This is a genomic window from Nostoc cf. commune SO-36, assembly GCF_023734775.1.
GTDB classification, from domain to species: Bacteria; Cyanobacteriota; Cyanobacteriia; order Cyanobacteriales; family Nostocaceae; genus Nostoc; species Nostoc commune_A.
Map to the genome: position 1 here is coordinate 3,914,346 of NZ_AP025732.1, position 25,933 is coordinate 3,940,278.

Consider the following 25,933-nt stretch of genomic DNA (forward strand, 5'->3'; position numbering starts at 1 on the left):
ATGCGATTATGTATATGTCCTCAAACAATAGATAGTTGCTGTTGTCCAATTGAAAAAATATGATTTTCTCTGACTCCAGTAACTTTGACTTAATCCAATTGTTTGATGTTTTGAGAAGGTAACACAATGAATAATATCCTAAAACGCGCACTTCTACCCAGCCTCATGGCTGCAAGTTTAGCTGGTGTCACTATAGTTCCCGCTAAACCAGCAGCTGCTGATGACCAAGTATTAAGAGATGCAGGTATTGGGGCTGTTACCAACGTAGTCACCGGAGCAGTTAGGGGAAATGGTAATGTATTAGGCAATGCTGTTAAAGGTGGTGTCACTGGCGCAGCTGTCAACGGTGCAAATGGTTTGAGAAACACTCGCAATCGTCGCCACCGGAACGCTGCTCAAGATATTGGAGTTGGTGCAGGGACTAGCGCAGTAACTGGCGTAATTACTGGCGATGGCAGAGATACCCTTGGCAATGCTATTGATGGTGCTGCTGTCGGTGGAGCAATCCATCTATTTAACCAATGGCAAATAATTTCGTAAATTCATCAGCTGAAATACTTTCCAACGGTTAACGAACTTATTCTTCCCTAATTCCTCTCTTTTTTAAAAAGAGTAAACCCAACCTCTCTCCTCAGTAGACAAGAGAGGTTGGGTTTATTGTAGATATATCCCGCCTTTAGGATGGGATTGAGGTTAGACTCAATAGTAAACTTTAGCCCTTGAGCGCCTTTCTAAAGTTTCGGCGATAGGATTGATTTGTAATAAACAAAGCTGGCCATAGCAAAGATAAACCAATACGATTGGTCAAGCTTGGATTAAAATTAGTCCGTCCAAACCCATTCCAAAACTTCCAAACGCCGCCTCCATAAACTACTATCAAGGCAAAAATAATGAATTTACCCATTCCCATCAACTCCGTTAGTGACTGACAGAATTTAAGTTAAGTTTTACGCACGAGGTAATCACCTCATAAGCAATACCGAGGAGTATGACAAAACTCCCAGTTGTTGATATCTAAGGATCGTGGATTAAATAACCTGTAACTCTCGGTTGTTGTTTTCGCATAGGACAAGAAACCTCAAACAAAGTTTGATATCTTATTAAATCCACGATCCTAAGTCAGATTTATTCTACTTATCATAACTTTCTGGCATACCCACTGGTGATAAACCCGCGATCGCTCGTAAGTTTTGGCAACGAATCAACTCAGTAAAATTTAAACCAGAACGCCCTTCAATTTTGGCTACCGCTTCAATCGCAGATAACAAGTGTTGCGCTGCTTCTGTTTCTGAATAACCGCGCCGTTGTGCTACCCGAATTGCTGTGGCATCAGCATTTAACTCTGACTCTTGAGATTTATTAGTGCGCCAGATCCGAAAAGCAGCGATCGCACTTAATCCCCCCGCTACGGCTACACCCACCACATCTGACTGTGCTGCTTCTAATAATCCGCCTAACAGCCCAGCCAGCACCATACCTTGATAAATGTCGGGTTTAAACCACTTCACCCCCGTTAACCAGCTAACCATCTGCAACAGCAGCAAGTCTCGTTGCGGTTTTGGCAAGCGACGCCACAAATCGAAATTAATATATATCGGTCGCGCCTGATTCCAGGGTTGGGGAAAGGAGGCGTCAATCACTTTTGCCTGTTCCGGCTTACTAACGATTTTTGTCGTCATCCGACCAGAAGCAGGCATCACATCTAACAAACGGCGAATTTCAACATTTGGCTCCATAAATGTAATTATTAGCCATAATGTGCATAGTAAGTAGCTGTGTAAAAAATAAAGTTTTCGTGTTAACCTTTGATTTGTGAGATGCTCTCACAGTCTTGAGTAGATTCAGATCAAGCCATAAAAATATTGAGTTTGTATAGTGTGGCGGCATTTTATTCTATTCCTTTGCCGCCAAATTCAAAACCTGAAAGTTTTGGATCACCATTGAGACTACACTTGTAACTACATGGATGCTTTTGCTCCCCTCCCGCCTGAATGGACTAATAAGGCAACACACGCTTATGATTTTTGCTGTCCTAACTGCCACTCAAGTAGCCTAGAAGCTGAAAAAGTTTGGCTAAATCGGCGATCGCCTGTACTTACAGAAGACCGTCGTCGCAAATGGCAAGAGTTCTACTATTGTCAATGTGGTTCTGTGTGGTGGGCTTGGAGTAGCGATCGCCCCCCAAAAGATATATCTAATCAGCCAGATTATAATCCTACATAGCTAATTTTTTTCTAAACAAAACCCCACGTAAATGTGGGGTTTTGTTTATCTAATTCTCAGCTTTATCGAAACAGGATTCAGCAGTCAAATTTCATCACCAATCTTAGAAGGTGAAGGTAGTACGTAGAGTACCGACATAGATTGTATCGTTAGCGTCGTTATGCTCTGGATTGAAAATTACCAATACGCCAGGAGTTACCTGAATATTATCGGAAAGCTTGAACTTGTAAAGACCTTCTAAGTGATAAGATGTATCATCGTCTAAGTTAACATTGGTGGCAACATTTTTGATGCTACCACCAGTAACTTTAGGTGGTTGACCAAAGATAACACCTAAGACATTGCCTTCTCCACCAAAGTCTTTCAAAGCAAGTGATCCCGCCCAGTACCAAAGATCTGCGTCTGCACCCGCATTAACACCAGCTCTAGCATCAGCTGTTGTGTAACCTCCCCAACCACTAATAGCTAAGGCAGAGCTAAGTTGGAAGGTAGCTTGTATACCGTAGTTATTGGATTCAGTACGAGTACCAACTCCAAAGGGATTGTTGGCAAAGGCGCTACCTGTACCTTGGAAAAGGCTGTTGGCAGCATTGCCAGCAAAGTAACTACGGGCGTAGGTTAGACCAATATTAAAGGCTTTGTTGGGTTTGAAAGTTAATTGACCGAAGATCGTGTTATCACCATTGAACAGCCCATTATTAAGACCGGGATTATTAGCACCAAAGACACCATTACCAGTTGAAGGTGCTAAGTAAGCACCAGTCAAGCTGATAGCACTGTTAGGATTGAAAGTAACAGTCAGACCAGCACCATTTTGGCCTTGACGATAAATGGGGCTAAAACGTCCGTAACGAGATAGCGCACCTCTACCAGAGCTTGCAAAGTCAGGGTTGAAAGTGTTTACGTTCTCGTATAATTCACCACCACTAGCGTCAACTTTGACACGCACTGCGTCAGTAAAGTTGAAAGCATAGTTAATTTTATCAATTGCAACAGAGTTGCCAGTATCACCGTCAAAACCCAAGCGGGTCATGTTAGTACCAGTACCACTAGCGGGTGCGGTAGCGGTTGCAGCAGTACCAGCATTGGAAACGATATTGCCAGCATTCAAACGGATTTGCAATTGGTCTGTACCAGTAAAACTGCTGTACAAGTTCAAACGCACCCGGTCAGAAAAAGTGGTGTTGTAATTCAAGTCTTCAGTTGGATTACCAGCATTAACTGCCCTATCTCCGCCAAAAACATCAGACACGGCGAAAATTCCTTCCCCAACCAACTTGGTGGTAGTGGAGAATTGATTAGCTTCCAACTCAGCAGTGCGGGCTTCCAGTCCATCAACACGACCGCGCAGGGTTGCTAGTTCAGCAGAATATTCTTCTTGTAAGCGCTGTAAAGTAGCTAAATCTTGTTTGCTGACCAAATCAGCAGTAGCTGTAGCAATCAGTTCGTTAACTCGGTCTAAACAGGCATTCAAACCTGCGGCAAATTCATAACGGGTTAAAGCGCGGTTCCCACGATAGGTACTGTTGGGATAACCCGCAATACAGCCGTAGCGCTCAACTAGAGATTGTAAAGCTTGGAATGCCCAATCTGTGGGCTGTACATCAGAAAATTGTGAAACTGATGTTACCTGACCAATGTTGTTAGAATCTTGAGATTCAGATAACTGAGCAACGTTTGTTACTTGTTCGTTGACTTCAGCAGCTAGGGCACTATTCGCAGCGAAAAATGCAGCAGCGACAAGAACCGGACTAACCTTAAAAAGATTCCAGAATCGTTTTGTCATGTTTTTACCTTCACTCACACCTATATAATCCAGAAATCACAAAATGCTTTAAGCACTTTACTTTCGGGGATCTTACACACATTCACAGCAATGATTATACATTTATCCTGCAATTATTACAAGTAAGTCAGTTAATTAATGCTGAACTATAATTTTTAATTAATTTATTTGGTAGACGCAGAATAATGCGGCGTTTGTGACGTAAAACTGTTCCTTCTTGCTCTAACTTTTGTAGGAGCCGGGTAACTGTTACTCGCGTAGTATTTAAAACTTCAGCAATATCTTGATGGGTAACATTTAAATCAATTAACTTGCCCTTCTCTACATCACGTCCAAATTTTTCACTTAACCATACTAAAAATTGCCATAAACGTAGTGAAATTGGTTTTCGATGCATAATACTTAGTAGCTCCTCTGCCTGTTGAATGTGAGACAACAAAGCACTAATATCTTGATGCCATAAATGAGTTGGCACAATGCTTAATTCCACGCCTGTGAGACATTCAATCTGGTAGGGCTTGACCTTAGATAAAGGATAGCCAATCAAATCTCCTAACCCCCAATAACCAAGAGTGATGAATGTTCCATTTTCACTCCAGGTTAAGGTGCGAACTGCGCCGTGTTCAATGCGCCAAATTACATCTTTTTGAAGTGGAATTATTTGCCGACGAGTAAATATCTGCTGGGGTAATTGTCTGCTGAAAGCAGAAGTATTTGACACGTCAAAAGAGTTTGAAGGAGGACTTGTGGAATAGATCATTTGTAACTACATAATTATCAGGGAATCTCGCTGTTTACAATGATTAAGAAACTCTAATAATTTGTATCAAAATTTACCTTTGTATCTGAAAGTCTCTTCTTTTTAATTAGAGTTAGGGACTAACTCAAAATCTTCTGATGCAACAACTTTTGATTTAAGGCATCTATTAATTAGATATACCGAGAATTTTTTAGTTTGTTTATTCATTACTTTAATTGTGCAAGTTTAAGACCAGGTAAGCTTTTAGTAAAATATTTAGTTAGATTATCAAACAGAATTCAGGAGTCAGGAGTCAGAATTCAGAATGAATTCTGTGCGAGTGGCGGATAGCGCAGCGTTAGCGAGTCCGCGATAGCGTAGCGTTAGCGAGTATTCGAGCGTCGCGTCTTGGTTCTGACTCCTGAATTCTGACTTCTGAATTCTTCTTCAATTTTAATTTTTTGTTATTTTCTGTAGATTAAGTAAGTATATAGGCACAAATAGTTACAAGGAACGTCAATTAAGAGCGTTGACCAGTGACAATATATGCTACCCTCTGACCAATATTAGTAGCATGATCTGCCATGCGTTCTAAATAGCGAATTGCTAGTGCTAGCAGTACAATTGGCTCGACTACACCGGGCACATCTCGTTGTTGGGCTAAAGTCTGATAAACGCGATCGTAGGCATCGTCTACGGTATCATCTAGGTGCTTTAAACGACGCCCACCTGCTTCATCAAAATCTCCCAAAGCTTTTAAGCTAGTTGCTAGCATTGCTTGGGCGTGAATGGACATAGCTTCAATTTCAGATAAACACGTATGAGGCGCGTAAGGAAAAATTTTAATCGCAATCTCAGCTAAATCCTCAGCATAATCGCCAATGCGCTCTAAGTCTCGCACCAGCTGCATAAAGGCACTCAAGCAGCGCAAATCTTGAGCCGTAGGCGCTTGCAGTGTCATAATCGCCGTACAGTCTGATTCTATTTGACGATAAAAGCGATCAATCTTTTTATCTAATCGGGGAAGTTCCTCAGCTGCGGTTAAGTTACGAGCAAATAACGCTTGGTGGCTGAGGCGAAATGATTGTTCTACCAAAGCACCCATGCGTAATACGTCCCGTTCTAAGCGCCTAATGGCGCGTGCGAGTTGGGGTCTTTGCGGATTGGGACTGTAATCGACAGCTTTCACCCTTGTTGTCTCAAACGTGAAGATATTATTAACTATAGTCTTGGCTTAAGGAGTTTGCCATAACTTCAGGAAATTGGAGTTGCATCCACGCACCTCCAGTTTCTGGATGGTTCATAGCTTTGATTGAACCACCGTGGGCGATGAGAATTTGCTCAACGATCGCTAATCCTAATCCATTACCAACGATCGCGCCTATGGAGTTACTATCTTGGGGGGAATGGGTTCGCGCTTTATCTCCTCGATAAAATCGCTCAAAAACGTGGGGTAAATCTGCCTCAGAAAACCCGGCTCCAGAATCAATAAGATTTATTTCCAGTATTGGAGAAGCCCCATCATTATCCTTTGTTGATAAGATTTTCGCTTCAACATGAATGCTTGTAGAAGGAGGGCTGTATTTAATACTGTTGTCTAGCAAATTGAGAAAAACCTGGTAAATCCTGGCTCTATCTACCTTAATCCAAATATTTTCAGGCCCAGAATAAGAAAAAGACAGATGTTGTCGCTGTGCCAAAGGTTCTAGTGTTTCCCAAACAGATGTAATGAGCGATCGCAATTCTACAGCTTTGGCTTGCAATTGTATATTTGGGTTTGCTTCCATTTGGGTAAGTTCTAACCAGCTTTGCACTAAGTTAATCAGTCGGTCAACTTCTTGCATTAGGCGGTTAACCCAGCGATTTAAAGGTGGTTCCAAGCGGTTTTGTAAAGTTTCTACAACCAAGCGAATTGAAGTTAGCGGTGTTCTGAGTTCGTGTGCTAAATCAGAAAAAGAGCGATCGCGTACTTGATTTATATCTAATAGGGGTTGACGATTTTCTAAAAAGACTCCCACTTGTCCATTGGGTAAAGGCAAGCTGGATGCCCGCAAAGCCAAAGATTTTATTTTTGCCATCTCTGCCGCATCATCACAAGATGGATGAAATATCCATTCTCCCGTTTGTGGTTTTTGCAAATCACGAGTTTGCTCAATTAAATGGTCGAGTTCATAAGACCTGACCAACTCCAGTAACAAGCGCACCTGTTCTGGTTGCCACCTTTGCAGATACAAAATTTCTTGCGCCTGCCGATTACACCACAGCAGTTGATTTTCCTCATCCACCTGCAAATATCCCACTGGTGCAAAATCTAGCAGGTCTTGGTAAGTTTGCAACGACTGCTGCAAATCTTGCCGATGCTGCTTCACCATCGCTATTTCCTGCTGCAACCCAGGAATCAGCAGCAGTCCCATCTTGTAAGAATGCGAGGTTAACGGCCGGAGTAAGCGCCCCAGGTAACGGTTAAGTTGAACCTGTTGCCAAACCCAAAACCCAATGCCTACCGCTAAACCCAGACAAAATCCCAATAAAAGCATTTGAGTTGTTAGTTTCTTCGTGACTACTAAAAACTAACAACTATCCAAACTAATTATCCAAACCTATAGCCAAAACCTCGTACAGTCACAATATATTCGGGATGACTAGGGTCTTGCTCTAATTTCTCGCGCAACCAGCGAATGTGAACATCTACGGTTTTACTATCGCCGACGAAATCTGGCCCCCAAACCTGATCGAGCAATTGTTCCCGTGACCATACGCGCCGGGCATAACTCATAAAGAGTTCCAGTAAGCGGAACTCTTTAGGTGAAAGACTCACCTCTTGACCACGAACTAGCACACGACATTCTTGAGGATTCAAGCTGACATCTTTGAATTTTAATACTGGTACTTGCGGTAAATTACTTAGACGTTGGCGGCGGAGTAAAGCGCGACAACGAGCCACTAACTCTCGCATACTAAAAGGTTTAGTCAGGTAGTCATCTGCTCCCACTTCTAAACCCAAAACGCGGTCAGTTTCACTACCCTTAGCACTGAGCATTAAAATAGGTATTGGGTTTCCTTGATGACGCAGCAAACGGCAAATATCTAACCCATTAATTTGCGGCAGCATCAAATCAAGAATGACTAAATCAAAGGGAAGTTCTCCTGAATTGGTTTCAAAACTTTTGAGATACTCTATAGCAGATCGCCCATCAGGAGCAGTTATCACCCCATAACCTTCTTCTTCCAGAGCTACAGCTAACATTTCTTGGATTAATTCTTCATCTTCTACTACTAGAATACGGCTGGTTTGCCCAATGTCCGTTCTTGCAGAATATTTGGTCGATTCACTGGTATACATTGATATCACAAAAGTCTGGGACTGTGCTTGTATCAATTAGGCTGATCAAGTCTATTATCTCGCGTTGCTGCAACCGCGCTTCTACTAGGGATAATTCTTTTAGATTTTATTTACAAAAAGTAACACATACCACAGCAGCATCCTCAATCATAAATCACTGTGGCCGCAAGCTTCTAAATATTCTTTTACAGCAGGTTTCATCTATTTGAACCATATCCTATCGTAGGGGTGCAAGGACTTGCGCCCCTACTTCGATTCTGATGATCAATGACAGGGAAAGGACTACATGAAGGATTATCTTGACAAAAGGAGATTAGGTTAAGTATATTTATCATAGTACAAAAATACTATAACACTCAAAGACAAAACTATACATGAAACACAGAAGGACATATATGTGGAAAATTCGTAGCACCTAAGTGTCAGCTGTTGATCATTTCAGTATTTACACTGCGTTAAAAATGTTTATTTAAAAGCTACTCTGATGTCTGCATAGGGTAGTCATTGGTATGGCTTGCTACCCAATAAATCATTTGCCTATTGAAGGGAGTTGGAAGATGACTACAGTTGGAGTCAAGGACAGCAAACAACAACTAATGCAAGCATTTCAACAAATTATTATCCAAAGAAAAAAACTGGAATCTAGAATAGCGACTAAACAAGAAGAAGCAGAAAAGGCAAAAAGTCAAGAAATTCTGCAAGCAGCTTCTGCATATACAGTTGATAGTATTGTCAAAGGTTTAGCTGATTTACAATTGGAGTTTGGCAGTATTCTCAATGGATTATCTGAAAAACTAGCTCAAGAAAATTCCAAATTAGATGAGTTAAACCGAGCTATAGAAATTGAAACTCAACGCTTACAAGAGCTTCAACAAATCAGAGTGATAGCAGATACTCTAGACGTTTTAAGTCAAGAACATCAAGAAAAATTAAAAAACCTTGAACAAGACACTATTAGTAAAAAAGAAGCTTTAGAGAAAGAAATTACAATTAGGCGAAAAGAATGGCAAAAAGAACAAGCAGAGTATGAAGAAAAACTCCAAACATATAATGATTTGTTAGCCAAAGATCGCCAGCAAGAACAAGAAGAATCTCAGTATAAGTTAGAAACTACTCGTAAACTTAATACAGATAGCTACGAAGCGATAAAGCGGCAACAACAAAGGGAAATACAAGAAAACTCTCAAAATAAAAATAAAGATTGGGCAGAACGAGAAAAGATTCTCGCTGAACGCCAACCGCTCTTTGCAGACTATCAACAAAAGGTAACTACATTTCCTAACGAACTTGAAGAAGCCGTCAAGAAAGCTAGGGAAGAAGCTATTAAAGAAACAAGCCAAAAAGCTAAGTTTGAGGCTGATTTATTTGAAAGAGAATGGGAATCTAGCAAACAGAGTTATGAATTAAAAATTCAATCTCTGGAAGAAACTATTAAGAAACAGTCTGAGCAAATTGAAGGTATTTCTACTCAATTGCAAACGGCACTAAAACAAGCACAAGACTTAGCTATGAGAGCTTTTGGTAGCTCTAATTCTAAATAGTTGCGAGTCTGTAGATCATTTTTAATTCCTGAAGAGGAGGTTTATTGTGGTGGTGAAAAAGCCGACTGATAAGAATACTAAAGTAGAAATTCTTCAGGCGTATGAGGAGTTAGCTAAAGAAAAAGCAGCGCTGAAATCGCAACTCGAACAAGTTGCTAAGGAAAACCAGTCTGGAACAAAACAACAGCCTAACTTAGAACAAAAAACAGCTATGAATCAGCTTTCTAGTGTCCAAGAAAAAATGAATAATACAATTGAAAGCTTGGCGAAGATTCAATTAGGCTTTGGCAGTGCTGCTAATGAACTATCGGAACAGCTAACCACAAAAGCCTCTAAATTAGAAGAAATTAGGCGAGATTTAGAAGAAGAAATCCAACAATTAACACAGTTGCACAATTTAGAAATTTCTGATGATATTTTGGATACTCTTATTCAAGCCTATGAAGATAATACTAAAGCCTATCAAGAAGAATATACCCGGCGTTCTGAAGTGTTATTTCAAGAAATATTAGAGCAAAGGAATACTTGGGGGAAAGAACAAGAGGAACAGCAACGGGCGATAAAAGAACGGAATGAAAACTTGAATAAAACCCGACAACGGGATGCTTCAGAGTATAAGTATAATTTAGAACTCCAGCGTCAATTAGAAAATGACGAATACGAACAAGAGCAGAAAGCGTTATATAAGCAGCTAGAAGAATTACTACAAGAAACAGAAAAACAGTGGGCTGAACGAGAGAAAGCAATTTTTGAGAGGGAGAAACAATTTGAAGAGTTAAAAGCCAAGGTAGAGGCTTTTCCAAAAGATAAAGAAGCGGCTATTAAAAAGGCTACAGAAGAAGGCAAAGGCATTGCCCACTACCAAGCTAAAGTAAAATCAGATTTATATTCTAAAGAAGTAGAAGGGCAAAAGCGCTTCTATGAACAAAGACTGCAATCTTTAGAACAAACTATTACTAATCAAGAGACGAGAATTCAAAACCTTTCTAAACAACTTGAATCTGCTCTCAAACAGGTTCAAGATTTGGCGGTTAAAGCTATTGAAGGTACTTCAAATGTTAATTCATATCAGGCAATTAAAGAAATAGCTTTGGAACAAGCAAAGACTCAAGCGAAAAACAAATAAGCTAATTTATTTTTGATAAGAATTGTAGAGACTTGATTTAATTTAAGTCTCTACTAAGAACTATAGCGATTTTCAGTCAGTTTTCCTTGGTTTTTTGATGTCTGGGGGAGGTTGTGGTTTCTTCCTCTTTGTTCCGGTAGCTTGTGTTTGCTTAAATGCTTGATTGGAATTTTGTTCTTGACTAGACATAATACTAAATTTTAAAATCTCCTACAATATTATCTACATCATGAGTATTGTTGATTACAGAAATATATCATAGAAAATTTAAGTCTAACTAGAAAAACTTAGTATGGAATGTTACCCCTGTAGGAACCTTCACTTTTAATGGGATAAACACAAATCTTAATATATGAGTCAGCGATCGCTTACAGCAAATTGCAATCAAACGTGCCACAGATAAAATTACTGAAAGCAATACTGGACTTTGTTTTTTAGGATTTATTTTGTGGTGGGTTTGATCAAAAACTGTTGTAAGACACTAGAATCTCAATGACAAATTCTGTTCCTTCGCCTTAATTTAACTTCTTTAGTTTTTGGATTAATTAAAATATTGCCGGGTTTAATATCTTTGTGAATGATCCGATTACAAATTAGAATATCTACTGAAGCTGGGATAAGCAGCTTTGATCAGCTTTTCCATCAGCGCGATAAAATAATTTCAGAATCGCTATCGATAGAATTAGAAATTTGTCTAGCGGATCTATAATTTTGATTAAAAAAATTATGATCACAAGTAAGTAAAGTGAAGTTTATTAAAGAGAAAATGATTTAATGAATTCGATTAAAGCTACTGTTTCTCTTTACTAGCCGCAAAATAGAATCCTAATGCACCCCCAACTAAAGTTACCTGAGATGTCCAAATTAAAGTAATCAGTTCTCTGCTATCTTTGCTTTTATCTTCTTTGTCATTATCTACCACATATACAAAGGTTGAATTACTTAACTTTACAAGATTTCTGTTTAAATCCTTTTCCTTGGAATCATCATTTTTATCTTTAGTAACCAGAGAAATAACATTAGGAATAAATAAGTAAAGAATAACTGAAAGCTGAGTTAGTGCAATGTTCAACAATAAAGCTATTGCTAGAAAAGTACGAGTACTTTCTCTCCATTTCTCCCCATCAAAAACCTTCTTGACTTTGTGAGGATCATAGTTACTTTCTCCCTTTGCGGTTTCGGTAACTAAATCTAAATCAGAACTGTCAGAGGACGTAAGATTAGTACTCGTACTAGGATTTTCATCGGAATTAGGTGGGCCAATTGACACTAGACTTACCTAAAAACAATTTGCTTAGTTACACCATTAGGTTCTTGAATGATGACTTTTGCATCTTTATTGATTGCTTCACTTCTCAAAAAGTCTTCTGTTGCAATCGCTTTACGTAAAGCAGCAGTAGCAGTAATACCTTGTTCTTCAGCGAGTCGTTTAAGAACTTCAATTGTTTCTTGAGGCAGATTGACAGTTATTTTTTGCATTGTCGGTTTCACTTTATTTTCAAACTTGGTTTTACTCCATGTTCGATAAAGAACATAAAATTGCAATTACTAGCAATACTTGCAATAAGTAAAATTAATACTTGAAAGAGATCAAAACTAGAATTTTAATCTCTTTTACCAAGTACACCATATAATATACAGCTTTTTCCCATACTTTTATGTATCAGGTTGTAACTATATAAGATATACTTATATAAAAAGGAGAATATATAATTTTTTTATAAAAGAATAAAAGCCTTGTTGTTTGAATCAATTGCTTATGCAATACCAATACTAAGCCTTTACTTTTAGTTGCTATCGAGTAGGAAGATTGAATCAGACTAGCTACTGAAAGCTTTATAGCTTTTCCACATAATGTGAAAAGCCAGGATAATCATAGGGACTTTATGGCATGAAATAGCTACATCACAGATGTGTCCCTATGTCGAGTATATTAAACGCAGACAAAACCTTTTAGCAAAGACAGAAAATGTCAAGCAAAGGTAGAAAAATCTAAATTCGGTGGAATATCCTGAATCCGTCCAGGCCCGATCGCTCGTAATGCTTCTTTAAGTAAAATATCCCCAGTATACAAGGCACGTCCGACAATCACACCGCTCACGCCTTGATGTTCTAATGCCAACAAACTTAACAAATCGGTGACAGAACTTACCCCACCAGAAGCAATTATCGGGATGGAAATTACTGCTGCAAGTTCTCGTAAAGCTTCTAAATTGGGGCCGATAAGTGTACCGTCACGGTGGATATCTGTATAAATGATGGCGGCTGCACCCAATTCTTGCATTTGTATAGCCAGTTGAGTTGCTAAAACTTCTGAGGTTTCTAACCAACCGCGAGTTGCTACTCGGCCGTTACGGGCATCGATACCGATGATAATCTGTTCAGGAAATTCTTGGCAGAGTTGTTGCACTAACTGGGGTTGTTCTACCGCAACGGTTCCGAGAATTGCCCACTGTATGCCTAGATTGAATACTTGTTGTACGCTGGTGCGATCGCGCAATCCTCCACCAATTTCAATCGGCACTGACACCGCTTGTGCGATCGCTTCAATTGCCCCCAGGTTTACTACTTTACCTGCTTTAGCACCATCTAAATCAACTATATGTAATCTGGTAGCACCTTGATCTACCCACTGTTTGGCAACATCAGCAGGATTATCGCTAAAAACTTGTGAGCGATCGTAGTCTCCCTGATATAGTCGCACACAGCGACCTTCTAATAAATCAATTGCTGGAATTACATCCATTTACTTTTTCCTCATTGCAATTAAAACTCTAGCTATAGCTGGGTTTATTATCTTTAATTTTTCATTTTTAATTGCCTTACAGCTTGCCCAAAACCCACCACAAGCAAGATATTAGAAAGGGTCAAAAATACTTCTGCACCACCGTGCAACCAATCTATATTGGCCAAAGACTCGCCATAATGCAATTGGGCGTAAATTCCGGCTGGGATGGTGATGGCAACAAAGACGAGAGTGCCGTAAAATCCATACAGCGCTAAACGCGGCATTTGCGGACTGCGGCTGATAAACCACAAGAAACCCAAATAGGGAAACAGTGAAAGTGCAAACAGGGTTTCTTTAGAAATCATTGCTCTGATTTAATAGGTTCTGGTTCGACAGTGTTAGGAGACTTGGTAGAACGCCAAATCAAATACGCTGCTGCCCAAAGTGTAAAATTACCAACTAAGGTCATGGTAGCTTGCAGCGTTACCAACCATTCTAGAGATTCGGCGTTGTCGAAATAGTGCCAAGTACAAGCACACATGGCGCTGACTAAAGCTGGTAACATGGCAAGGGATAATCCCCACCAATTGCGATTACCAGTGAGTTCGCCGTAAGTCCAAATTAACCAAATGGCGACAATCCACTCAATAACGCTAGAAATATGAATAATCCAGGTGGGAATCGAAAGGGCTTGCATAAGAAAGTTAAGAGTTAGGAGTAGCGGTGTCAAGGTGATATGTAGCTTGAATTTTATATTTTTTTAAACAAAATCTTTGCTTGCTCTTTTAGAATTTTAAAGATTCCGAGTTCAGAGGCTCAACTTCCGAGTTCAGAGGCTCAACTTCCGAGTTCAAAGGCTCAACTTTCGAGTTCAGAGGCTCAACGTCCGAGTTCAAAGGCTCAACGTCCGAGTTCAGAGGGGGTTCTAACTATCTTCTGCACTATTCAAAGTAGAACTTAGGATTGAGTTTATCATCTGTATCGGGGACAGAGATTCATTTAACAACAACTATTTATCCAAAATCTAAAATCCAAAATCCAAAATGGTCAAGATGCGGGCGTTATTATCTGGATATTACGGTAAAGGTAATGGTGGTGACGAAGCTTTGTTGGCAACGCTTTTGCAAATGTTACCATCTCATGTAACCCCTGTGGTACTTTCGGGGAATCCAGAGGAAACGCGCGATCGCTACAATGTAGAAACCTGCGATCGCATGGCTACTTTACCTGTACTGCAAGCTTTACGCTCAAGTGATGCCTTGATTTGGGGCGGCGGGAGTCTCATCCAAGATGTTACTAGTACTATCAGCCCATTTTATTATGGCGGACTGATGGCATTGGCGCAGAGAATGGGTTTGAAAACTGTTGCTTGGGCGCAAGGTATTGGCCCATTACTACGTCCGCAAACTCGTTGGTTGGCACGGCAAACCTTTGGTAATTGTACCAAAATTAGTGTCCGCGATCGCGCCAGTGCTGCTTTATTGTCTGATTGGCAAATTCCTTGTATTATAGCTCCTGACCCGGTTTGGGCATTGGAATCTAAACCAGTACCGGGACTTTGGGATTTACCTGCGCCGAGGGTTGCGGTAACGTTGCGATCGCATCCACAACTTACAGAAACACGCCTATCAAACTTAACCCGTGCTTTAGTTGACTTCCAAAAAGCTACGCAAACTTTTATCTTACTACTGCCATTTCAAAAAAGTGAAGATTTAAGTATTGCCGAAGCGATTCAACCACACCTTAAAGATGTTAGCAAGATTTTATGTCTGGAAGATCCACAACTTTTGAAAGGTGTGTTTCGCGGCGTGGAAATGGCAATTGGGATGCGTCTACACAGCTTGATTATGGCTGCTGCTGAAGGTTGTCGCTGCTTTGCTCTCAGTTATGATCCCAAAGTAAATCGTCTCATGGAAGACTTGGAAATACCAGGATGGGATTTAGCTAGTTTACCAGATGACCCCAACTTCATTAGTCTGACTTGGATGGAGCTTTACGCTAATGGCGATCCGTTATCACCAAACCAAATACAATCTTTAGTCGATAGGGCATTAATGCACCGCGAGTTGTTGAGCCAGGCTTTATGTAATAAATAAAACCAAAAAATGTAGAGCGAAGAAAATGCCAAACTTCGTTTATATACTATTTGATGAAACTGCAATGCTTGTTCCCAGTTAACCAAATCGGCTTTTGCAGATTGAAATAGATAGCGCTAACGAAGAGATACTTGAGAAAACCCAAAAATAAGCAGGAGCGCCGGAGATAGGTAGGCGATAGCGTAAAGTAAAGCCTTTTCTTTTCCCAATTGGGAGACGCTACGCGAACGAAAGGCTTGTCTGCGAGACGCTACGTGTAGCTTACTTCTCCGTAGGAGTACGCTTAGAGCCAGTCCGTGTACCTCTACGAGGAAGCAAGTGACATATAAAGACGCGTCTTTTTTAGTAATCTTATGGTGGGAAGAGAGTAATTGTCAAATTTTTGTGAAGTTATTATGAAAATTCTAGGGAATAATTGTCAATTTTGTATGAAGTAGCTATGAAAATACTTAAGTATCTATTATCAAGATTGACTTCAGCGATATTATTTACGACATGCAGAAATAATTATCGAGATCATTCTCATGATAAGCTTTGGCTTTTGGAACCTAATCATAGTAATTTTAGTTGCTTTAGTTCTTAAAAATAATTGGCGATTAGAAGATGATGAAAAGGCAGCTTGGGAAAATTCTTTATTCTTAAAATCTTCAGTTATCCAATGGTTGATACAATTTTTTCGTAAACCAATTGTTAACTTCCTCATCCAAACAGCTATTGTATTAGTCGTTACAAGATTCCTCTGTTATACAGGTTGGCTAATTTATTTTCTAAACCAGCCAGATCCACCTTTATGGGATTTTAAATGGTATTATGTGGCGAGTAAATTGGCTCATCAACATTTGAGTCCTTTTAATGCCGAGATTTTTAATCAAAGTTTCTGCACCATAACTAAGGTGTGTGGCTTTATTCCGCCGTTTGTCTATCCACCTAATGTTATTCCCCTCCTCTGGTTTCTCGCTTATTTTTCGATGAATACTGCATTTAAAATCTGGCTTGTGATGCATATATTAGCAATCGCTTTGGCTTTATGGGGGGCGAATATCCTGCTGGAGTCGAAGTCGCAAGCTTTGAGAACTATTTGCACAATTTCGGTTGCCTTAATTTATGGCGTAGTTCGCGATCTTCAAGTTGCTAATGTTGCAATTTTTATTGCAATTCTTATTTTATGGATGTTTATCTGGGCTAGAAAAAATCAGGATATTCCAGCAGGAGTTTGCTTGGGGATTGCCCTTTGTAAACCAACATTAGCTGCATTATTCGTTCTGTATTTTCTACTTAAAAGACGGTTCTCTCTAGTTTTTGTATCTATTATCACAGTAACTTGTCTAGCATTTTTAGGTTTAGCTTTGACAGGTAATTCTTTGACACAATTCGTCTCGGATGCATTTCATGGATTTTCCCTCTGGCAAAATGATCCGTCAGTTAGCCCTTATATATCTATCAGTCGTCTCGATTTGATGGTTGTGGGGCCGAGATTACTTCCTAATAACCCATTTTTCGCCAAGCTTTTGTCAAACTTAATTGTTTTGATACTTCTTGGTTTGGTGGGTTGGTATTGGTATCTACAACAATCTCTCACCAACTGGTCAAAAAAAATGTATTTAGCAGAAATAGCAATAGTTTCTTGCTTGAGTATTGGTATCACCTATTCGCAAGAAACGAGTTCTGTAATGTTAATACCTGCCGTTGTTTTTTTGCTAAATGATTTGCTGTATCAGATCAGGAATTGTAAATTTTCCAGGAGAAGAATGTCTATTTGGTTAGCAGGGGTTTGCTGTCTTGCAGTGCAAACAGCAGTTATTCATGGTTGGCTCATCCACTCTCTAGCAAAGCGATGGAACGTGAAAGCAGGAGAATTGCCATACATTATGAAAATAACTATCTTCGCTCTACCGAGTTATGCAGTTTTAGGAATCACTCTAAGTATTTTAGTCTTAGCAATTAGTTCCCTTCGTCAAAAACAAGTGATTAAATTTGAACCTTTGAAGCGAATTGAGATATAATTCGTAATTCGTAGTTCCTAAGATTTAGGAATTACGAATTAGTAATTATTTGCTCATATTCATACTAAAGTTTAAAATCAGATTTACCTTTTACCGCTAACAATCCCAGACCATTGAACTTTTTTCTCTTTCTCCCGGCGGTAAGAAAAGAAATGCTCTGGAGTTTGGAAAGTACAATAAGGTGCGATCGCAATTTGTTCTGCACTAATTCCCATATTTTCCAGTTGTAAGGTATTCACTCGCCGGACATCTAACCTTACCTTTCCTGGATTGGGGTCTTCCAATAAGGGTGAATTTGGTAATTCATGTAATGCAGTTAAAATTTTTTCTTCGTCTTCATCTGGTATAATACTAGCCCCAATTTCGGCAGCCACTTCGATAGAGACTTGGTAAACTTCACCAGCGATCGCTGGCCCCATCGCAATACGTAAATCATCAAGCTTACTGCCTTGAGATTGTAATCGAGCGATCGCTAAGGGGACAATCTTCTTGGCAGTCCCTCGCCAGCCTGCGTGTAATGCTGCCACCCGTCCAGTTTTCACATCCCCAATCAGCACGGGTGTACAATCTGCACTAGCTACCCAAACGGCTTGTAGAGGCTGCTCACTCATTAAACCATCCGCCGACGCTAAATCCTCCTCAGCAGAGCTTAAGAAGCTCTCAACTTCTTGAGGGGTGAGAACAGTATTGCCATGAACCTGCTTTAAGCGATAGACTGATGCCTCTGGTTGCAATACTTCTGTGATAACTTGTGGCGATCGCGGCCAAAACTGCTGGGTAAAGAAGCCGTGATGCCAATGTTCCAGAATATTACAAGTTAGATAAGGGAGTCCTTCCCAATTGTGCCAGTGCCAAGTGTGCATCTTCAACCAAACCTAAACAGAAATCACTCATCAGCCAATCAATGCTAACTTGAACAACGGAATTTGGGTTAACTGCTGTGGGATTTAATTTGCAAAACTTGGAAGCAGCCTTGAAGGAAGGGCGTAAGTATACATATTTACCATTTTCCCTCCACTTTTTGAAAGCGTCTCTTCAACAAATCAAACCCTCTGGAACTTACTCAACCAAGGTGCTATTTCAGGAACAGTAGTAATCGCAACTGTACAATTTGCTGGACGAGGACAATGGGGCCGTGAGTGGGTTTCTCCGGTTGGCGGATTATATGTTTCCGTAGCGATTTCTTTAGACCAAAAAATAGAGGCTACTGACAGCTACCAGCTAACTTTTGCTACCGCTTGGGGAATTGCGTCTCAATTGCGCCAATGCGGTGTTGATGTTGGGATAAAATGGCCCAATGATTTAGTTTTAAATGGTCGCAAACTAGGCGGCATTTTGACAGAAACCAAAGTAAACAAAGGACAAATCACCCAAGCAGTAATTGGTGTTGGTATTAACTGGACAAACCCAGTACCAGAAACTGGAATCAATCTGGAATCGTGGCAAGCTTCTCAAGATTTCCGACCGATTACTTGTCTGGAAATGCTCACATCTAAAGTCTTGCTGGGAATAGAATCCGGTATGGAGTGCCTTTATCAAGAAGGAGTAAAGGTACTCTTGTCTCGTTATTTAGATTTGCTTATAAATATGGGCGATCGGGTCAACGTCAATAATATTTCAGGTACAGTAGTTGGGGTGACATCTCAAGGAAATTTACGAGTTGATTTAGAAACAGATGATACAAAGGAACTAATTACACCGGAAATTTATATTGAACCCGGTACAATCAGTTTGGGATACCATAAATCTTCCGTTTAAATTTGAGGTTTGTTCAAAATTTCGCTCTTTGGGCAAGACAAACCACTAGCATCATCTCTTTAGGCTAATTACACACAACTGAGAGAACAAATGACGCAGCGCAATAATTCTGCCCATCATCGTTTGCATTACTTATGGCAGGAAGGTCTAACAAAAAAACGTTTTGCTTCAACGCTACCAGCTCAGAGCCTCTGTTGGCTGAGTAGCCTCAGCCTTCTTAGCGGCGGCTTTGTGTTTGCCCAAACGGAAACACAAATAGACAATATCGTTCCCACAGTTGAAAGTTCCAAACCTTCAGCAGTTACAAATCCAGTTAAAAGACAGGCTGTTGCGCCCGAAGCAGCGTCAGCGCAACCGGAATTTTCCCAACGGCGAACCAGACTCAAACAAAGATTGCGTAAGCCAGAAGTTGCTCAATCAAAAGAGCCAGTTAGACAGTCTGCGCCCAAAATCGAAACTGCTGAACCTGTTGTAATTATCAGACAAAAGCCCAAGGCAGAAGCCTCCCAGGTTACTCCTATAAGGGTGAGACAGGAAAAACCCAATACCCCTGTCCGCTATGCACCTGAAAAACTTCCAGAAGTTGCTCAACCATCAAATAACTCTAATAGCCCTGTTAGTGCAACAGCAGGGAAAACCAAGGATTATAATAACGCCTACATTGATCCTAATAGTTATGACAACGGTGCCACAGCTACTTATCAAGCACCAAATTCTGTAATTCTCACAGAGCGTTCCAGTGGTTGTCGAGCCATTTTACCTTCAGGACAAAGTGTATTAGGCGGCGTTTGCGCCAAAGTACCCCAAAGGAGTGTAGCTGATTCTAATGGTAAACCAGCACCTAATTGGCTCAGAAGAAGTCAAAATGCACAATTACCAGTAGTTTCACCCGTGCGCCAGGTTGCAACTACTGGCAACACCAGCAGATGGCGTGCTGCTCAAAGTGGTTCTAATGGTTCCACCAAGAGCGCATTTCGCCCGAATCGGTTTATCCCAAGTCCCGGCGAGTTCAGCCCCACAAGAGTGAGTGCAACTCCCATCGCACCGAGTGGCGGGACTTTACCGCCACCAATGGCAGATGGCAACATTGCACCCCGTCCCAGCAACGTAGCTTACGACTTCTCGCTAGCATCAGTACTACCGCAAATCCCCTACGCGGGGAGAGTCGCCTATAGTGGTACGGGAATGATGTATCCCCTGTCTATACCTGCTACCATCACTTCTGTATTTGGTTGGCGAGTTCATCCAATCACAGGTAATCAACGCTTCCATGCTGGTACAGACATAGGTGCACCTACGGGTACGCCAGTTTTGGCAGCAGCTGCGGGTCAAGTGGAAACTGCTAACTGGTTGGGGGGTTATGGTTTAACCGTTACCCTGAATCACAAGTCGGCTCAACAAACCCTCTACGGTCACATGTCAGAAATCTTTGTTCAACCTGGTCAGTGGGTAGAACCTGGAACTGTCATCGGTCGAGTTGGCAGTACCGGCAACTCCACAGGCCCCCACCTGCACTTTGAAGTCCGTTATCTGTCACCAAACGGGTGGGTTGCTACTGACCCAGGCGTACATTTACAAAGCGGTCTGAGTCAGTTAGTACTCGGCTTACAAACTACTCAGGTAAGCCAAAAACCAGGAAGCTAGATTGGAAATTTTGGATTTTAGATTTTAGATTTTAAATTAATCTAAAATCCAAAATGTCAGAGATACCCGTGTTCTGCTAAGAATGCGGGTGTAATCCCATCTGAACTATTGTCATCATAGGTTTTGGTGTGGGGATTGCCAGAATAAAGAAATTTTTCCACGTATTTGCCGAGAATATCTCCTTCTAGATTTACCAAACTTCCAGAAACCAGATAGCGAAGATTTGTCTCGTTGTATGTGAGGGGAATTACCGCCACCTTGAATTGAGAGAGTTCTGGCTCATAAGCGGCTACTGTGAGGCTGATGCCATTGACAGCTATGCTACCTTTAGGGACAATGTACCGTGCGATCGCCTCGGATGCAATAAAGGTCATTTCCCAAGAACTAGCCGTTTGTTCTGCCACTAGCAATCTACCGATGCCGTCTACATGACCCATCACAAAATGGCCACCAACTTTGCTGCCTACCTTCAGCGACGCTTCTAAATTGACATATCTCTGTTGCGTTTGCTCACCGCCAAGAGTTGTGCGGCGTAGAGTTTCCGGTGAAGCCGTGGCAATAAACCCGTCTTTTAAAACTTGTTCCACTGTCAGGCAAACGCCATCTACTGCAACACTGTCACCATAAGCCAAATCTTGCATAATTACTTCACCTGACTGGCTTACACAAGTAATTTGCCGAGAATCGCCCCCCAAGGGTTCCATCGTTCCTAATGCTTGGATTAATCCTGTAAACACGGCTTTTTTGTCAAACTATCTCTATTTATTGCCTAATTTTGGCTGAAGTCAATTGGTAATTGTCACAAAAATCTTGATCATCCAAGTATATTTTCTGACTTTTTTTCGTATAGGAATATTAACACATTAGCATCCTTCACAGGGCATACTTGGGTAAGAAGGTTATTGTCTAAGAAGACTAGTTTGACTTACTCTGGTTTTCACCACAAGTTCGGAGTTTAATAGAAGCAATTATAGAGAACGAATGCTTATGTTTATTCCTGTCGCCAAACCGCCGAAAAAAGGGTATTATTTGTTACACGGCATCCAAGGCTCTCGAAGCATTGTAGAGGCTTAGGCAATGATTGAAATGAAAGTCGCTGGCATAGCATTAGATGCCATAACCCGCAGTCCAATCGTACTTTTGAAAGATTCTTCAGATCGACGGGCTTTGCCAATTTACATTGGTCAGGAACAGGCTAGGGCAATTATGGGTGCGCTGGAGAATCAGAAGCCTCCCAGACCCTTAACTCACGACCTGATTGTGAATATTCTGGAGACTTGGAACATGACTCTAGAAAAGGTAATTATTCATTCCCTGCAAAAGGATACATTTTATGCAGCTTTAATTGTCCAGCAAGGCGAAGTCAAAAAAGAAATTGACGCGCGTCCTAGCGATGCGATCGCTATTGCTCTCCGTACAAATACTCCCATCTGGGTAATGGAAGAAGTGATTGCCGATGCTTCTATCCCTGTTGATCGCGATGCAGATGAAGCCGAACAGCAAGCCTTCCGTGAATTTATTTCCAATCTCCGTCCTGAAGATTTGATCAAGCGCTTTGGTAATGACGACAGCTAGGCAATTTTAGATTTTAGATTTTAGATTTTAGATTTTTCCTTGAATCTAAAATCCAAAATTCAAAATCTAAAATTGAATAACTCCTAACTCTTTGTTAAAGATGCAATACCGACGCTTTGGAAAAACGAATCTGTACCTCTCAGTTTTTTCTCTGGGAACAATGCGCTACCTGGCTGATTTTGAAAATGCTCACCAGATCATCGAACAAGCCTTAGCGCTAGGAATTAATCATTTAGAAACTGCCAGAGGTTACGGTAAAAGCGAGGAGTATCTTGGTAGGGCGTTAAAAGCTGGGTTGTCAGTACCCCGAACGAGGCTTTATGTCACCACCAAAATCTCAGCCACAGCAGATGCTAATACCATGCGTCGGTGCATCGACGAATCCCTAGAACGATTACAGCTAGATTATTTAGATTGCTTAGGTATTCATGGTTTGAACACTTGGCAACATTTGGAGTGGGTACAAGCCAAAAATGGCTGTATGCAAGCCGTAGAAGAAGCTGTTGCTGATGGTCGAGTCCGACACGTTGGTTTTTCCAGCCACGGGTCATTAGAGCTAATTCAGGCAGCAATAAATACAGATTTTTTTGAATTTGTCAATCTGCATTATTACTATTTTTTTCAACGGCACGCACCAGCGATTCAACTAGCTGCCGAAAAAGATATGGGCATTTTCATTATTTCCCCTGCTGATAAGGGAGGACGGCTCCATACACCACCCCAAACTCTAAAAGACCTCTGCCATCCGTATTTACCATTAGGTTTAAACTATCGATTTTTACTTTCTGACAACCGTATTACTACTTTGAGTATAGGGGCAGCAAACCCAGATGAATTAAGGGAACCTTTGCGAATCGCTGACGATGATGGAGAGTTAACATCAGCCGAACATTCTGCTTTTAAACGGTTAGAAAATCACCAAAAAGTTGCTTTAGAAACTGATAAGTGTAGCCAATGTTATGCTTGTTTGCCCTGTCCAGAAAATATCAATATTCCAGAGGTGTTGCGGTTACGAAATCTTGCAGTGGCATACGATATGACAGACTATGGACAATATCGTTACGGAATGTTTGAAAATGCGGGTCATTGGTTCCCAGGCATGAAAGGCAACCGTTGTACAGAATGCGGTGACTGTTTGCCTCGGTGTCCAGAAAAGTTGCATATTCCAGCTTTGTTGGAAGATGCTCATCAAAAATTAAGTGGCAAAGCAGGTAGGAGATTGTGGGGATAAATGACAAATGTTGCAAGTATTCCTCTGGAACCACACCTTGAGATTTAAGCCAATTAAATAAGTGAACAGTCAACAGTTATCAGTTATCACGGTTTCAGTGCGGGGATTTGACCCCTTTCTGTTACACACCACTTGTTAGAAGTGGGGACTCTGACTCGCAATTGACAATCAAATTCTTAACTAATAACTGTTGACTGCATTTTCCAAATACACCGTATTCCACAGAACAATTGCCGCGACCGCTAAGTTCAACCCACTGGCTCATTACGTTTGAGATTGTAAAATTTATCAGAGATTAACCAACCTAATCTTTCCAACTCCCGAATCATTCGGCTTATCTGATGTATAAATAACCAGGGCAGTTAGCTCTTGAAGATTTTTGTCTCCAATGTAAATCCACTTACATTTGTCAGATTGATTGTATCGGCTCTTCGCTGACTTTAAACTTCGTTACATAGTTTGATTTTTTAACGCCGACTTACTTACATCAAATTTAAATTCATATATCAACTCGCAATCTGTGATACGATACGATGAAAATAAATTTATTTTTAATAATATTTGCTCGTTTATAGAAAATTTACAAACCTACAAGCAAGCTAATGCCAATAATGAATTGTTGAATTACATAAATAGAAGCGATCAATTACAAATGTGGAGTATTTACAGAAAACGAATAATTTGAATGCGTAATTCCTAAAAAACTTTTAAAGCTAAATATAGACAATATGACAACAATCATCTTTGTACATGGAACGGGTGGGCGCAGAGATTCCTATGCAGGTACATTTAGGAATATTGAACAGAAATTACATGAGCTAAAACCAGAGGTTAGATTAGTTCCCTGTCTGTGGGGTGAGGTTCATGGCACAAAATTAAATGCTGGTGGTTTGTCGATTCCTAATTATGATTCAACTAGAGTAAATGCTAAGTCTCAGGAGGATGAAGAAATTCTGTTGTGGAAAAATCTCTACAAAGATCCACTATATGAAATTAATCTTTTATCATTCAGACAACCTCGTGGGCAAGCTAATATTCGAGGTAAGATGATGACTCCTCCACAGGAAATCAGTAAGAGAATAGAGGGGTTGACTACATCTTCCCAACTGGAAACTCAACTACAAAAGGCTGGTATTAGTCAGGTATTTGAAGAAGCTTGCAATGCAATTAGAACTTCTCAGCCTTTTAGCAGATTACTAGACACAGCATCCAGACCTTTAGATGCAGATTATGCAGCGATCGCTAGAGCAATTGTAACTGCATCTATACAAATATGTGATATATGTGATCCCCCCATTCATCATAATAAAAAGTTGCGAGACGAGACTGTGGACTCAATTACTCGTGAGTTGACTCAAGATACCCAATCACGCGGGGTAATTGGGGATTTGGGAAAAATTCTTATATCGCCATAGGAAAATTTGCGTTTAATAAATATTATGTACAGCGTAAACGAGGGGCTATAACTGATGCTTCTTATCCCTTTTCTGGAGATATTCTGTTTTATCAAGCAAAGGGTGAAAAGATTCGAGAATTTATTCGAGAGCAAATAAAAAATGTTGAACCTCCTGTAGTTCTACTTGCTCATAGTTTAGGAGGAATTGCTTGTGTAGATTTATTAATTGAACAGCAACTACCAGAGGTTAAATTATTAATTACAGTCGGCTCACAAGCTCCTTTTTTATATGAAATTAATTCGCTGCAAAGTTTATCTTATGGTGATCCTTTACCAGAATACTTTCCTGAATGGTTGAATATTTATGATTTGCGGGATATTTTGAGTTATATCGGCGAAGGGCTATTTCCCAACAAAATAAAAGATTCTAAAGTAGATAATGGGCAACCATTTCCAGAGGCTCACGGGGCTTATTGGAACACTCCAAAGACATGGGATAAAATTTTAGAGTATCTTGAGAGAATGTTTTAAAAGTCTTAATTGTCGGTCTGTAACCAAACGTTTTAATTACCCTAAATCCTGCGATGTTGATTCTGGTTGCCCCCTTTTTAATCGGATTAGCAGGGTGGTTTCATCCGAAAAAAGAAAAATACATAAGTCTTGATTTCTCGTTTTATGACATAGCTTTTTACCCCTCTCCAAACCTCTCCCCGAAACGGAGAGAGGCTTTGAAACCCAGTTTTA

Annotated in this window: 25 protein-coding genes and 1 pseudogene; 12 read left to right on the forward strand and 14 right to left on the reverse strand. The window is 40.5% G+C overall.

What is annotated here, in order from left to right; all coding sequences use genetic code 11:
• Positions 1-126: 126 nt before the first annotated feature.
• Positions 127-540 carry a hypothetical protein gene (locus ANSO36C_RS17580; protein WP_251955584.1) on the forward strand — a complete coding sequence of 138 codons (414 nt, stop codon included), beginning with the start codon at positions 127-129 and terminating at the stop codon, positions 538-540.
• Positions 541-712: 172 nt separating this feature from the next.
• Here ANSO36C_RS17580 and ANSO36C_RS17585 read toward each other — a convergent pair whose 3' ends face one another.
• Entirely contained in the window at positions 713-904 is a 192-nt protein-coding gene (locus ANSO36C_RS17585) for a hypothetical protein (protein ID WP_251955585.1), read from the reverse strand.
• A 226-nt stretch (positions 905-1,130) separates the two neighbouring features.
• A complete protein-coding gene (locus ANSO36C_RS17590) occupies positions 1,131-1,736 on the reverse strand; it encodes a DUF3318 domain-containing protein (RefSeq protein WP_251955586.1) in 606 nt (201 codons plus the stop codon).
• 226 nt (positions 1,737-1,962) lie between these two features.
• Here ANSO36C_RS17590 and ANSO36C_RS17595 point away from each other — a divergent pair, with 226 nt between their 5' ends.
• Positions 1,963-2,223, forward strand: a complete 261-nt coding sequence (locus tag ANSO36C_RS17595) for a hypothetical protein (RefSeq protein WP_251955587.1) — start codon at positions 1,963-1,965, stop codon at positions 2,221-2,223.
• A 103-nt stretch (positions 2,224-2,326) separates the two neighbouring features.
• On the opposite strand, the gene ANSO36C_RS17600 is transcribed toward ANSO36C_RS17595, so the two are convergent.
• The 5 genes from ANSO36C_RS17600 to ANSO36C_RS17620 form a co-directional block, all read right to left on the reverse strand.
• Positions 2,327-4,009: an iron uptake porin gene (locus ANSO36C_RS17600; protein WP_251955588.1), complete on the reverse strand. Its 1,683-nt coding sequence runs from the start codon at positions 4,007-4,009 to the stop codon at positions 2,327-2,329.
• A 127-nt stretch (positions 4,010-4,136) separates the two neighbouring features.
• Positions 4,137-4,769, reverse strand: a complete 633-nt coding sequence (locus ANSO36C_RS17605) for a Crp/Fnr family transcriptional regulator (protein ID WP_251955589.1) — start codon at positions 4,767-4,769, stop codon at positions 4,137-4,139.
• 499 nt (positions 4,770-5,268) lie between these two features.
• Positions 5,269-5,937 carry a phosphate signaling complex protein PhoU gene (phoU, locus tag ANSO36C_RS17610; protein WP_251955590.1) on the reverse strand — a complete coding sequence of 223 codons (669 nt, stop codon included), beginning with the start codon at positions 5,935-5,937 and terminating at the stop codon, positions 5,269-5,271.
• Positions 5,938-5,965: 28 nt separating this feature from the next.
• Entirely contained in the window at positions 5,966-7,285 is a 1,320-nt protein-coding gene (locus ANSO36C_RS17615) for a sensor histidine kinase (protein ID WP_251955591.1), read from the reverse strand.
• Positions 7,286-7,338: 53 nt separating this feature from the next.
• Positions 7,339-8,091 carry a winged helix-turn-helix domain-containing protein gene (locus tag ANSO36C_RS17620; RefSeq protein ID WP_251955592.1) on the reverse strand — a complete coding sequence of 251 codons (753 nt, stop codon included), beginning with the start codon at positions 8,089-8,091 and terminating at the stop codon, positions 7,339-7,341.
• A 557-nt stretch (positions 8,092-8,648) separates the two neighbouring features.
• Between ANSO36C_RS17620 and ANSO36C_RS17625 the strand changes: the two genes are divergently transcribed.
• On the forward strand, positions 8,649-9,632 hold the full coding sequence (locus ANSO36C_RS17625) for a coiled-coil domain-containing protein (protein ID WP_251955593.1): 984 nt from the start codon (positions 8,649-8,651) through the stop codon (positions 9,630-9,632).
• 46 nt (positions 9,633-9,678) lie between these two features.
• Complete coding sequence (locus ANSO36C_RS17630; protein WP_251955595.1) at positions 9,679-10,758, forward strand: coiled-coil domain-containing protein; 1,080 nt, start codon at positions 9,679-9,681, stop codon at positions 10,756-10,758.
• Positions 10,759-11,548: 790 nt separating this feature from the next.
• Here ANSO36C_RS17630 and ANSO36C_RS17635 read toward each other — a convergent pair.
• The 5 genes from ANSO36C_RS17635 to ANSO36C_RS17655 all read right to left on the reverse strand — a co-directional run bounded on the left by ANSO36C_RS17635 (position 11,549) and on the right by ANSO36C_RS17655 (position 14,183).
• Positions 11,549-12,028, reverse strand: coding sequence for a hypothetical protein (locus tag ANSO36C_RS17635; RefSeq protein ID WP_251955596.1), 480 nt, complete (start codon positions 12,026-12,028; stop codon positions 11,549-11,551).
• A 5-nt stretch (positions 12,029-12,033) separates the two neighbouring features.
• The gene (locus ANSO36C_RS17640) at positions 12,034-12,237 is read right to left on the reverse strand and encodes a ribbon-helix-helix protein, CopG family (protein WP_251955597.1); all 204 of its coding nucleotides are present in this window, start codon (positions 12,235-12,237) and stop codon (positions 12,034-12,036) included.
• A gap of 493 nt (positions 12,238-12,730) precedes the next feature.
• The gene (gene hisA / locus ANSO36C_RS17645; RefSeq protein ID WP_251955598.1) at positions 12,731-13,504 is read right to left on the reverse strand and encodes a 1-(5-phosphoribosyl)-5-[(5-phosphoribosylamino)methylideneamino]imidazole-4-carboxamide isomerase; all 774 of its coding nucleotides are present in this window, start codon (positions 13,502-13,504) and stop codon (positions 12,731-12,733) included.
• 53 nt (positions 13,505-13,557) lie between these two features.
• Positions 13,558-13,851 carry a DUF3593 domain-containing protein gene (locus ANSO36C_RS17650; protein ID WP_251955599.1) on the reverse strand — a complete coding sequence of 98 codons (294 nt, stop codon included), beginning with the start codon at positions 13,849-13,851 and terminating at the stop codon, positions 13,558-13,560.
• Positions 13,848-14,183: a DUF2499 domain-containing protein gene (locus ANSO36C_RS17655; RefSeq protein ID WP_251955601.1), complete on the reverse strand. Its 336-nt coding sequence runs from the start codon at positions 14,181-14,183 to the stop codon at positions 13,848-13,850. Before ANSO36C_RS17655 ends, ANSO36C_RS17650 begins: the two co-directional genes overlap by 4 nt.
• A gap of 355 nt (positions 14,184-14,538) precedes the next feature.
• Here ANSO36C_RS17655 and csaB point away from each other — a divergent pair, with 355 nt between their 5' ends.
• On the forward strand, positions 14,539-15,582 hold the full coding sequence (csaB, locus tag ANSO36C_RS17660) for a polysaccharide pyruvyl transferase CsaB (protein WP_251960359.1): 1,044 nt from the start codon (positions 14,539-14,541) through the stop codon (positions 15,580-15,582).
• A gap of 524 nt (positions 15,583-16,106) precedes the next feature.
• Positions 16,107-17,585 carry a glycosyltransferase family 87 protein gene (locus ANSO36C_RS17665; protein ID WP_251955602.1) on the forward strand — a complete coding sequence of 493 codons (1,479 nt, stop codon included), beginning with the start codon at positions 16,107-16,109 and terminating at the stop codon, positions 17,583-17,585.
• An 83-nt stretch (positions 17,586-17,668) separates the two neighbouring features.
• On the opposite strand, the gene pgeF is transcribed toward ANSO36C_RS17665, so the two are convergent.
• Positions 17,669-18,448 carry a peptidoglycan editing factor PgeF gene (gene pgeF / locus ANSO36C_RS17670; RefSeq protein ID WP_251955603.1) on the reverse strand — a complete coding sequence of 260 codons (780 nt, stop codon included), beginning with the start codon at positions 18,446-18,448 and terminating at the stop codon, positions 17,669-17,671.
• 77 nt (positions 18,449-18,525) lie between these two features.
• Between pgeF and ANSO36C_RS17675 the strand changes: the two are divergent.
• Both ANSO36C_RS17675 and ANSO36C_RS17680 read left to right on the forward strand, forming a co-directional pair.
• Positions 18,526-19,343, forward strand: a pseudogene (locus ANSO36C_RS17675) (biotin--[acetyl-CoA-carboxylase] ligase).
• A gap of 90 nt (positions 19,344-19,433) precedes the next feature.
• Positions 19,434-20,987: a M23 family metallopeptidase gene (locus tag ANSO36C_RS17680; RefSeq protein WP_251955606.1), complete on the forward strand. Its 1,554-nt coding sequence runs from the start codon at positions 19,434-19,436 to the stop codon at positions 20,985-20,987.
• Positions 20,988-21,043: 56 nt separating this feature from the next.
• Here ANSO36C_RS17680 and ANSO36C_RS17685 read toward each other — a convergent pair whose 3' ends face one another.
• Entirely contained in the window at positions 21,044-21,724 is a 681-nt protein-coding gene (locus ANSO36C_RS17685; protein WP_251955607.1) for a riboflavin synthase, read from the reverse strand.
• A 340-nt stretch (positions 21,725-22,064) separates the two neighbouring features.
• Between ANSO36C_RS17685 and ANSO36C_RS17690 the strand changes: the two genes are divergently transcribed.
• The 4 genes from ANSO36C_RS17690 to ANSO36C_RS17705 all read left to right on the forward strand — a co-directional run bounded on the left by ANSO36C_RS17690 (position 22,065) and on the right by ANSO36C_RS17705 (position 25,720).
• Positions 22,065-22,562 (forward strand): bifunctional nuclease family protein, encoded by a 498-nt coding sequence (locus ANSO36C_RS17690; protein WP_190730096.1) that lies wholly within the window; start codon positions 22,065-22,067, stop codon positions 22,560-22,562.
• Between the two features lie 100 nt (positions 22,563-22,662).
• Positions 22,663-23,793 carry an aldo/keto reductase gene (locus ANSO36C_RS17695; RefSeq protein WP_251955608.1) on the forward strand — a complete coding sequence of 377 codons (1,131 nt, stop codon included), beginning with the start codon at positions 22,663-22,665 and terminating at the stop codon, positions 23,791-23,793.
• Between the two features lie 728 nt (positions 23,794-24,521).
• Complete coding sequence (locus tag ANSO36C_RS17700; RefSeq protein WP_251955609.1) at positions 24,522-25,208, forward strand: hypothetical protein; 687 nt, start codon at positions 24,522-24,524, stop codon at positions 25,206-25,208.
• Positions 25,209-25,543: 335 nt separating this feature from the next.
• Entirely contained in the window at positions 25,544-25,720 is a 177-nt protein-coding gene (locus tag ANSO36C_RS17705; protein WP_251955611.1) for a hypothetical protein, read from the forward strand.
• Positions 25,721-25,933: the final 213 nt, after the last annotated feature.

Bases quoted from the DNA above. Each gene is read 5' to 3' on its own strand.
- hisA (WP_251955598.1), bottom strand. From the start codon at position 13,504: ATGGATGTAATTCCAGCAATTGATTTATTAGAAGGTCGCTGTGTGCGA.
- ANSO36C_RS17700 (WP_251955609.1), top strand. From the start codon at position 24,522: ATGACAACAATCATCTTTGTACATGGAACGGGTGGGCGCAGAGATTCC.
- ANSO36C_RS17665 (WP_251955602.1), top strand. From the start codon at position 16,107: ATGATAAGCTTTGGCTTTTGGAACCTAATCATAGTAATTTTAGTTGCT.
- ANSO36C_RS17580 (WP_251955584.1), top strand. From the start codon at position 127: ATGAATAATATCCTAAAACGCGCACTTCTACCCAGCCTCATGGCTGCA.
- ANSO36C_RS17620 (WP_251955592.1), bottom strand. From the start codon at position 8,091: ATGTATACCAGTGAATCGACCAAATATTCTGCAAGAACGGACATTGGG.
- ANSO36C_RS17640 (WP_251955597.1), bottom strand. From the start codon at position 12,237: ATGCAAAAAATAACTGTCAATCTGCCTCAAGAAACAATTGAAGTTCTT.
- pgeF (WP_251955603.1), bottom strand. From the start codon at position 18,448: ATGCACACTTGGCACTGGCACAATTGGGAAGGACTCCCTTATCTAACT.
- ANSO36C_RS17625 (WP_251955593.1), top strand. From the start codon at position 8,649: ATGACTACAGTTGGAGTCAAGGACAGCAAACAACAACTAATGCAAGCA.
- ANSO36C_RS17680 (WP_251955606.1), top strand. From the start codon at position 19,434: ATGACGCAGCGCAATAATTCTGCCCATCATCGTTTGCATTACTTATGG.
- ANSO36C_RS17590 (WP_251955586.1), bottom strand. From the start codon at position 1,736: ATGGAGCCAAATGTTGAAATTCGCCGTTTGTTAGATGTGATGCCTGCT.
- ANSO36C_RS17690 (WP_190730096.1), top strand. From the start codon at position 22,065: ATGATTGAAATGAAAGTCGCTGGCATAGCATTAGATGCCATAACCCGC.
- ANSO36C_RS17595 (WP_251955587.1), top strand. From the start codon at position 1,963: ATGGATGCTTTTGCTCCCCTCCCGCCTGAATGGACTAATAAGGCAACA.
- csaB (WP_251960359.1), top strand. From the start codon at position 14,539: ATGCGGGCGTTATTATCTGGATATTACGGTAAAGGTAATGGTGGTGAC.
- ANSO36C_RS17600 (WP_251955588.1), bottom strand. From the start codon at position 4,009: ATGACAAAACGATTCTGGAATCTTTTTAAGGTTAGTCCGGTTCTTGTC.
- ANSO36C_RS17585 (WP_251955585.1), bottom strand. From the start codon at position 904: ATGGGTAAATTCATTATTTTTGCCTTGATAGTAGTTTATGGAGGCGGC.
- ANSO36C_RS17650 (WP_251955599.1), bottom strand. From the start codon at position 13,851: ATGATTTCTAAAGAAACCCTGTTTGCACTTTCACTGTTTCCCTATTTG.
- ANSO36C_RS17615 (WP_251955591.1), bottom strand. From the start codon at position 7,285: ATGCTTTTATTGGGATTTTGTCTGGGTTTAGCGGTAGGCATTGGGTTT.
- ANSO36C_RS17695 (WP_251955608.1), top strand. From the start codon at position 22,663: ATGCAATACCGACGCTTTGGAAAAACGAATCTGTACCTCTCAGTTTTT.
- ANSO36C_RS17605 (WP_251955589.1), bottom strand. From the start codon at position 4,769: ATGATCTATTCCACAAGTCCTCCTTCAAACTCTTTTGACGTGTCAAAT.
- ANSO36C_RS17655 (WP_251955601.1), bottom strand. From the start codon at position 14,183: ATGCAAGCCCTTTCGATTCCCACCTGGATTATTCATATTTCTAGCGTT.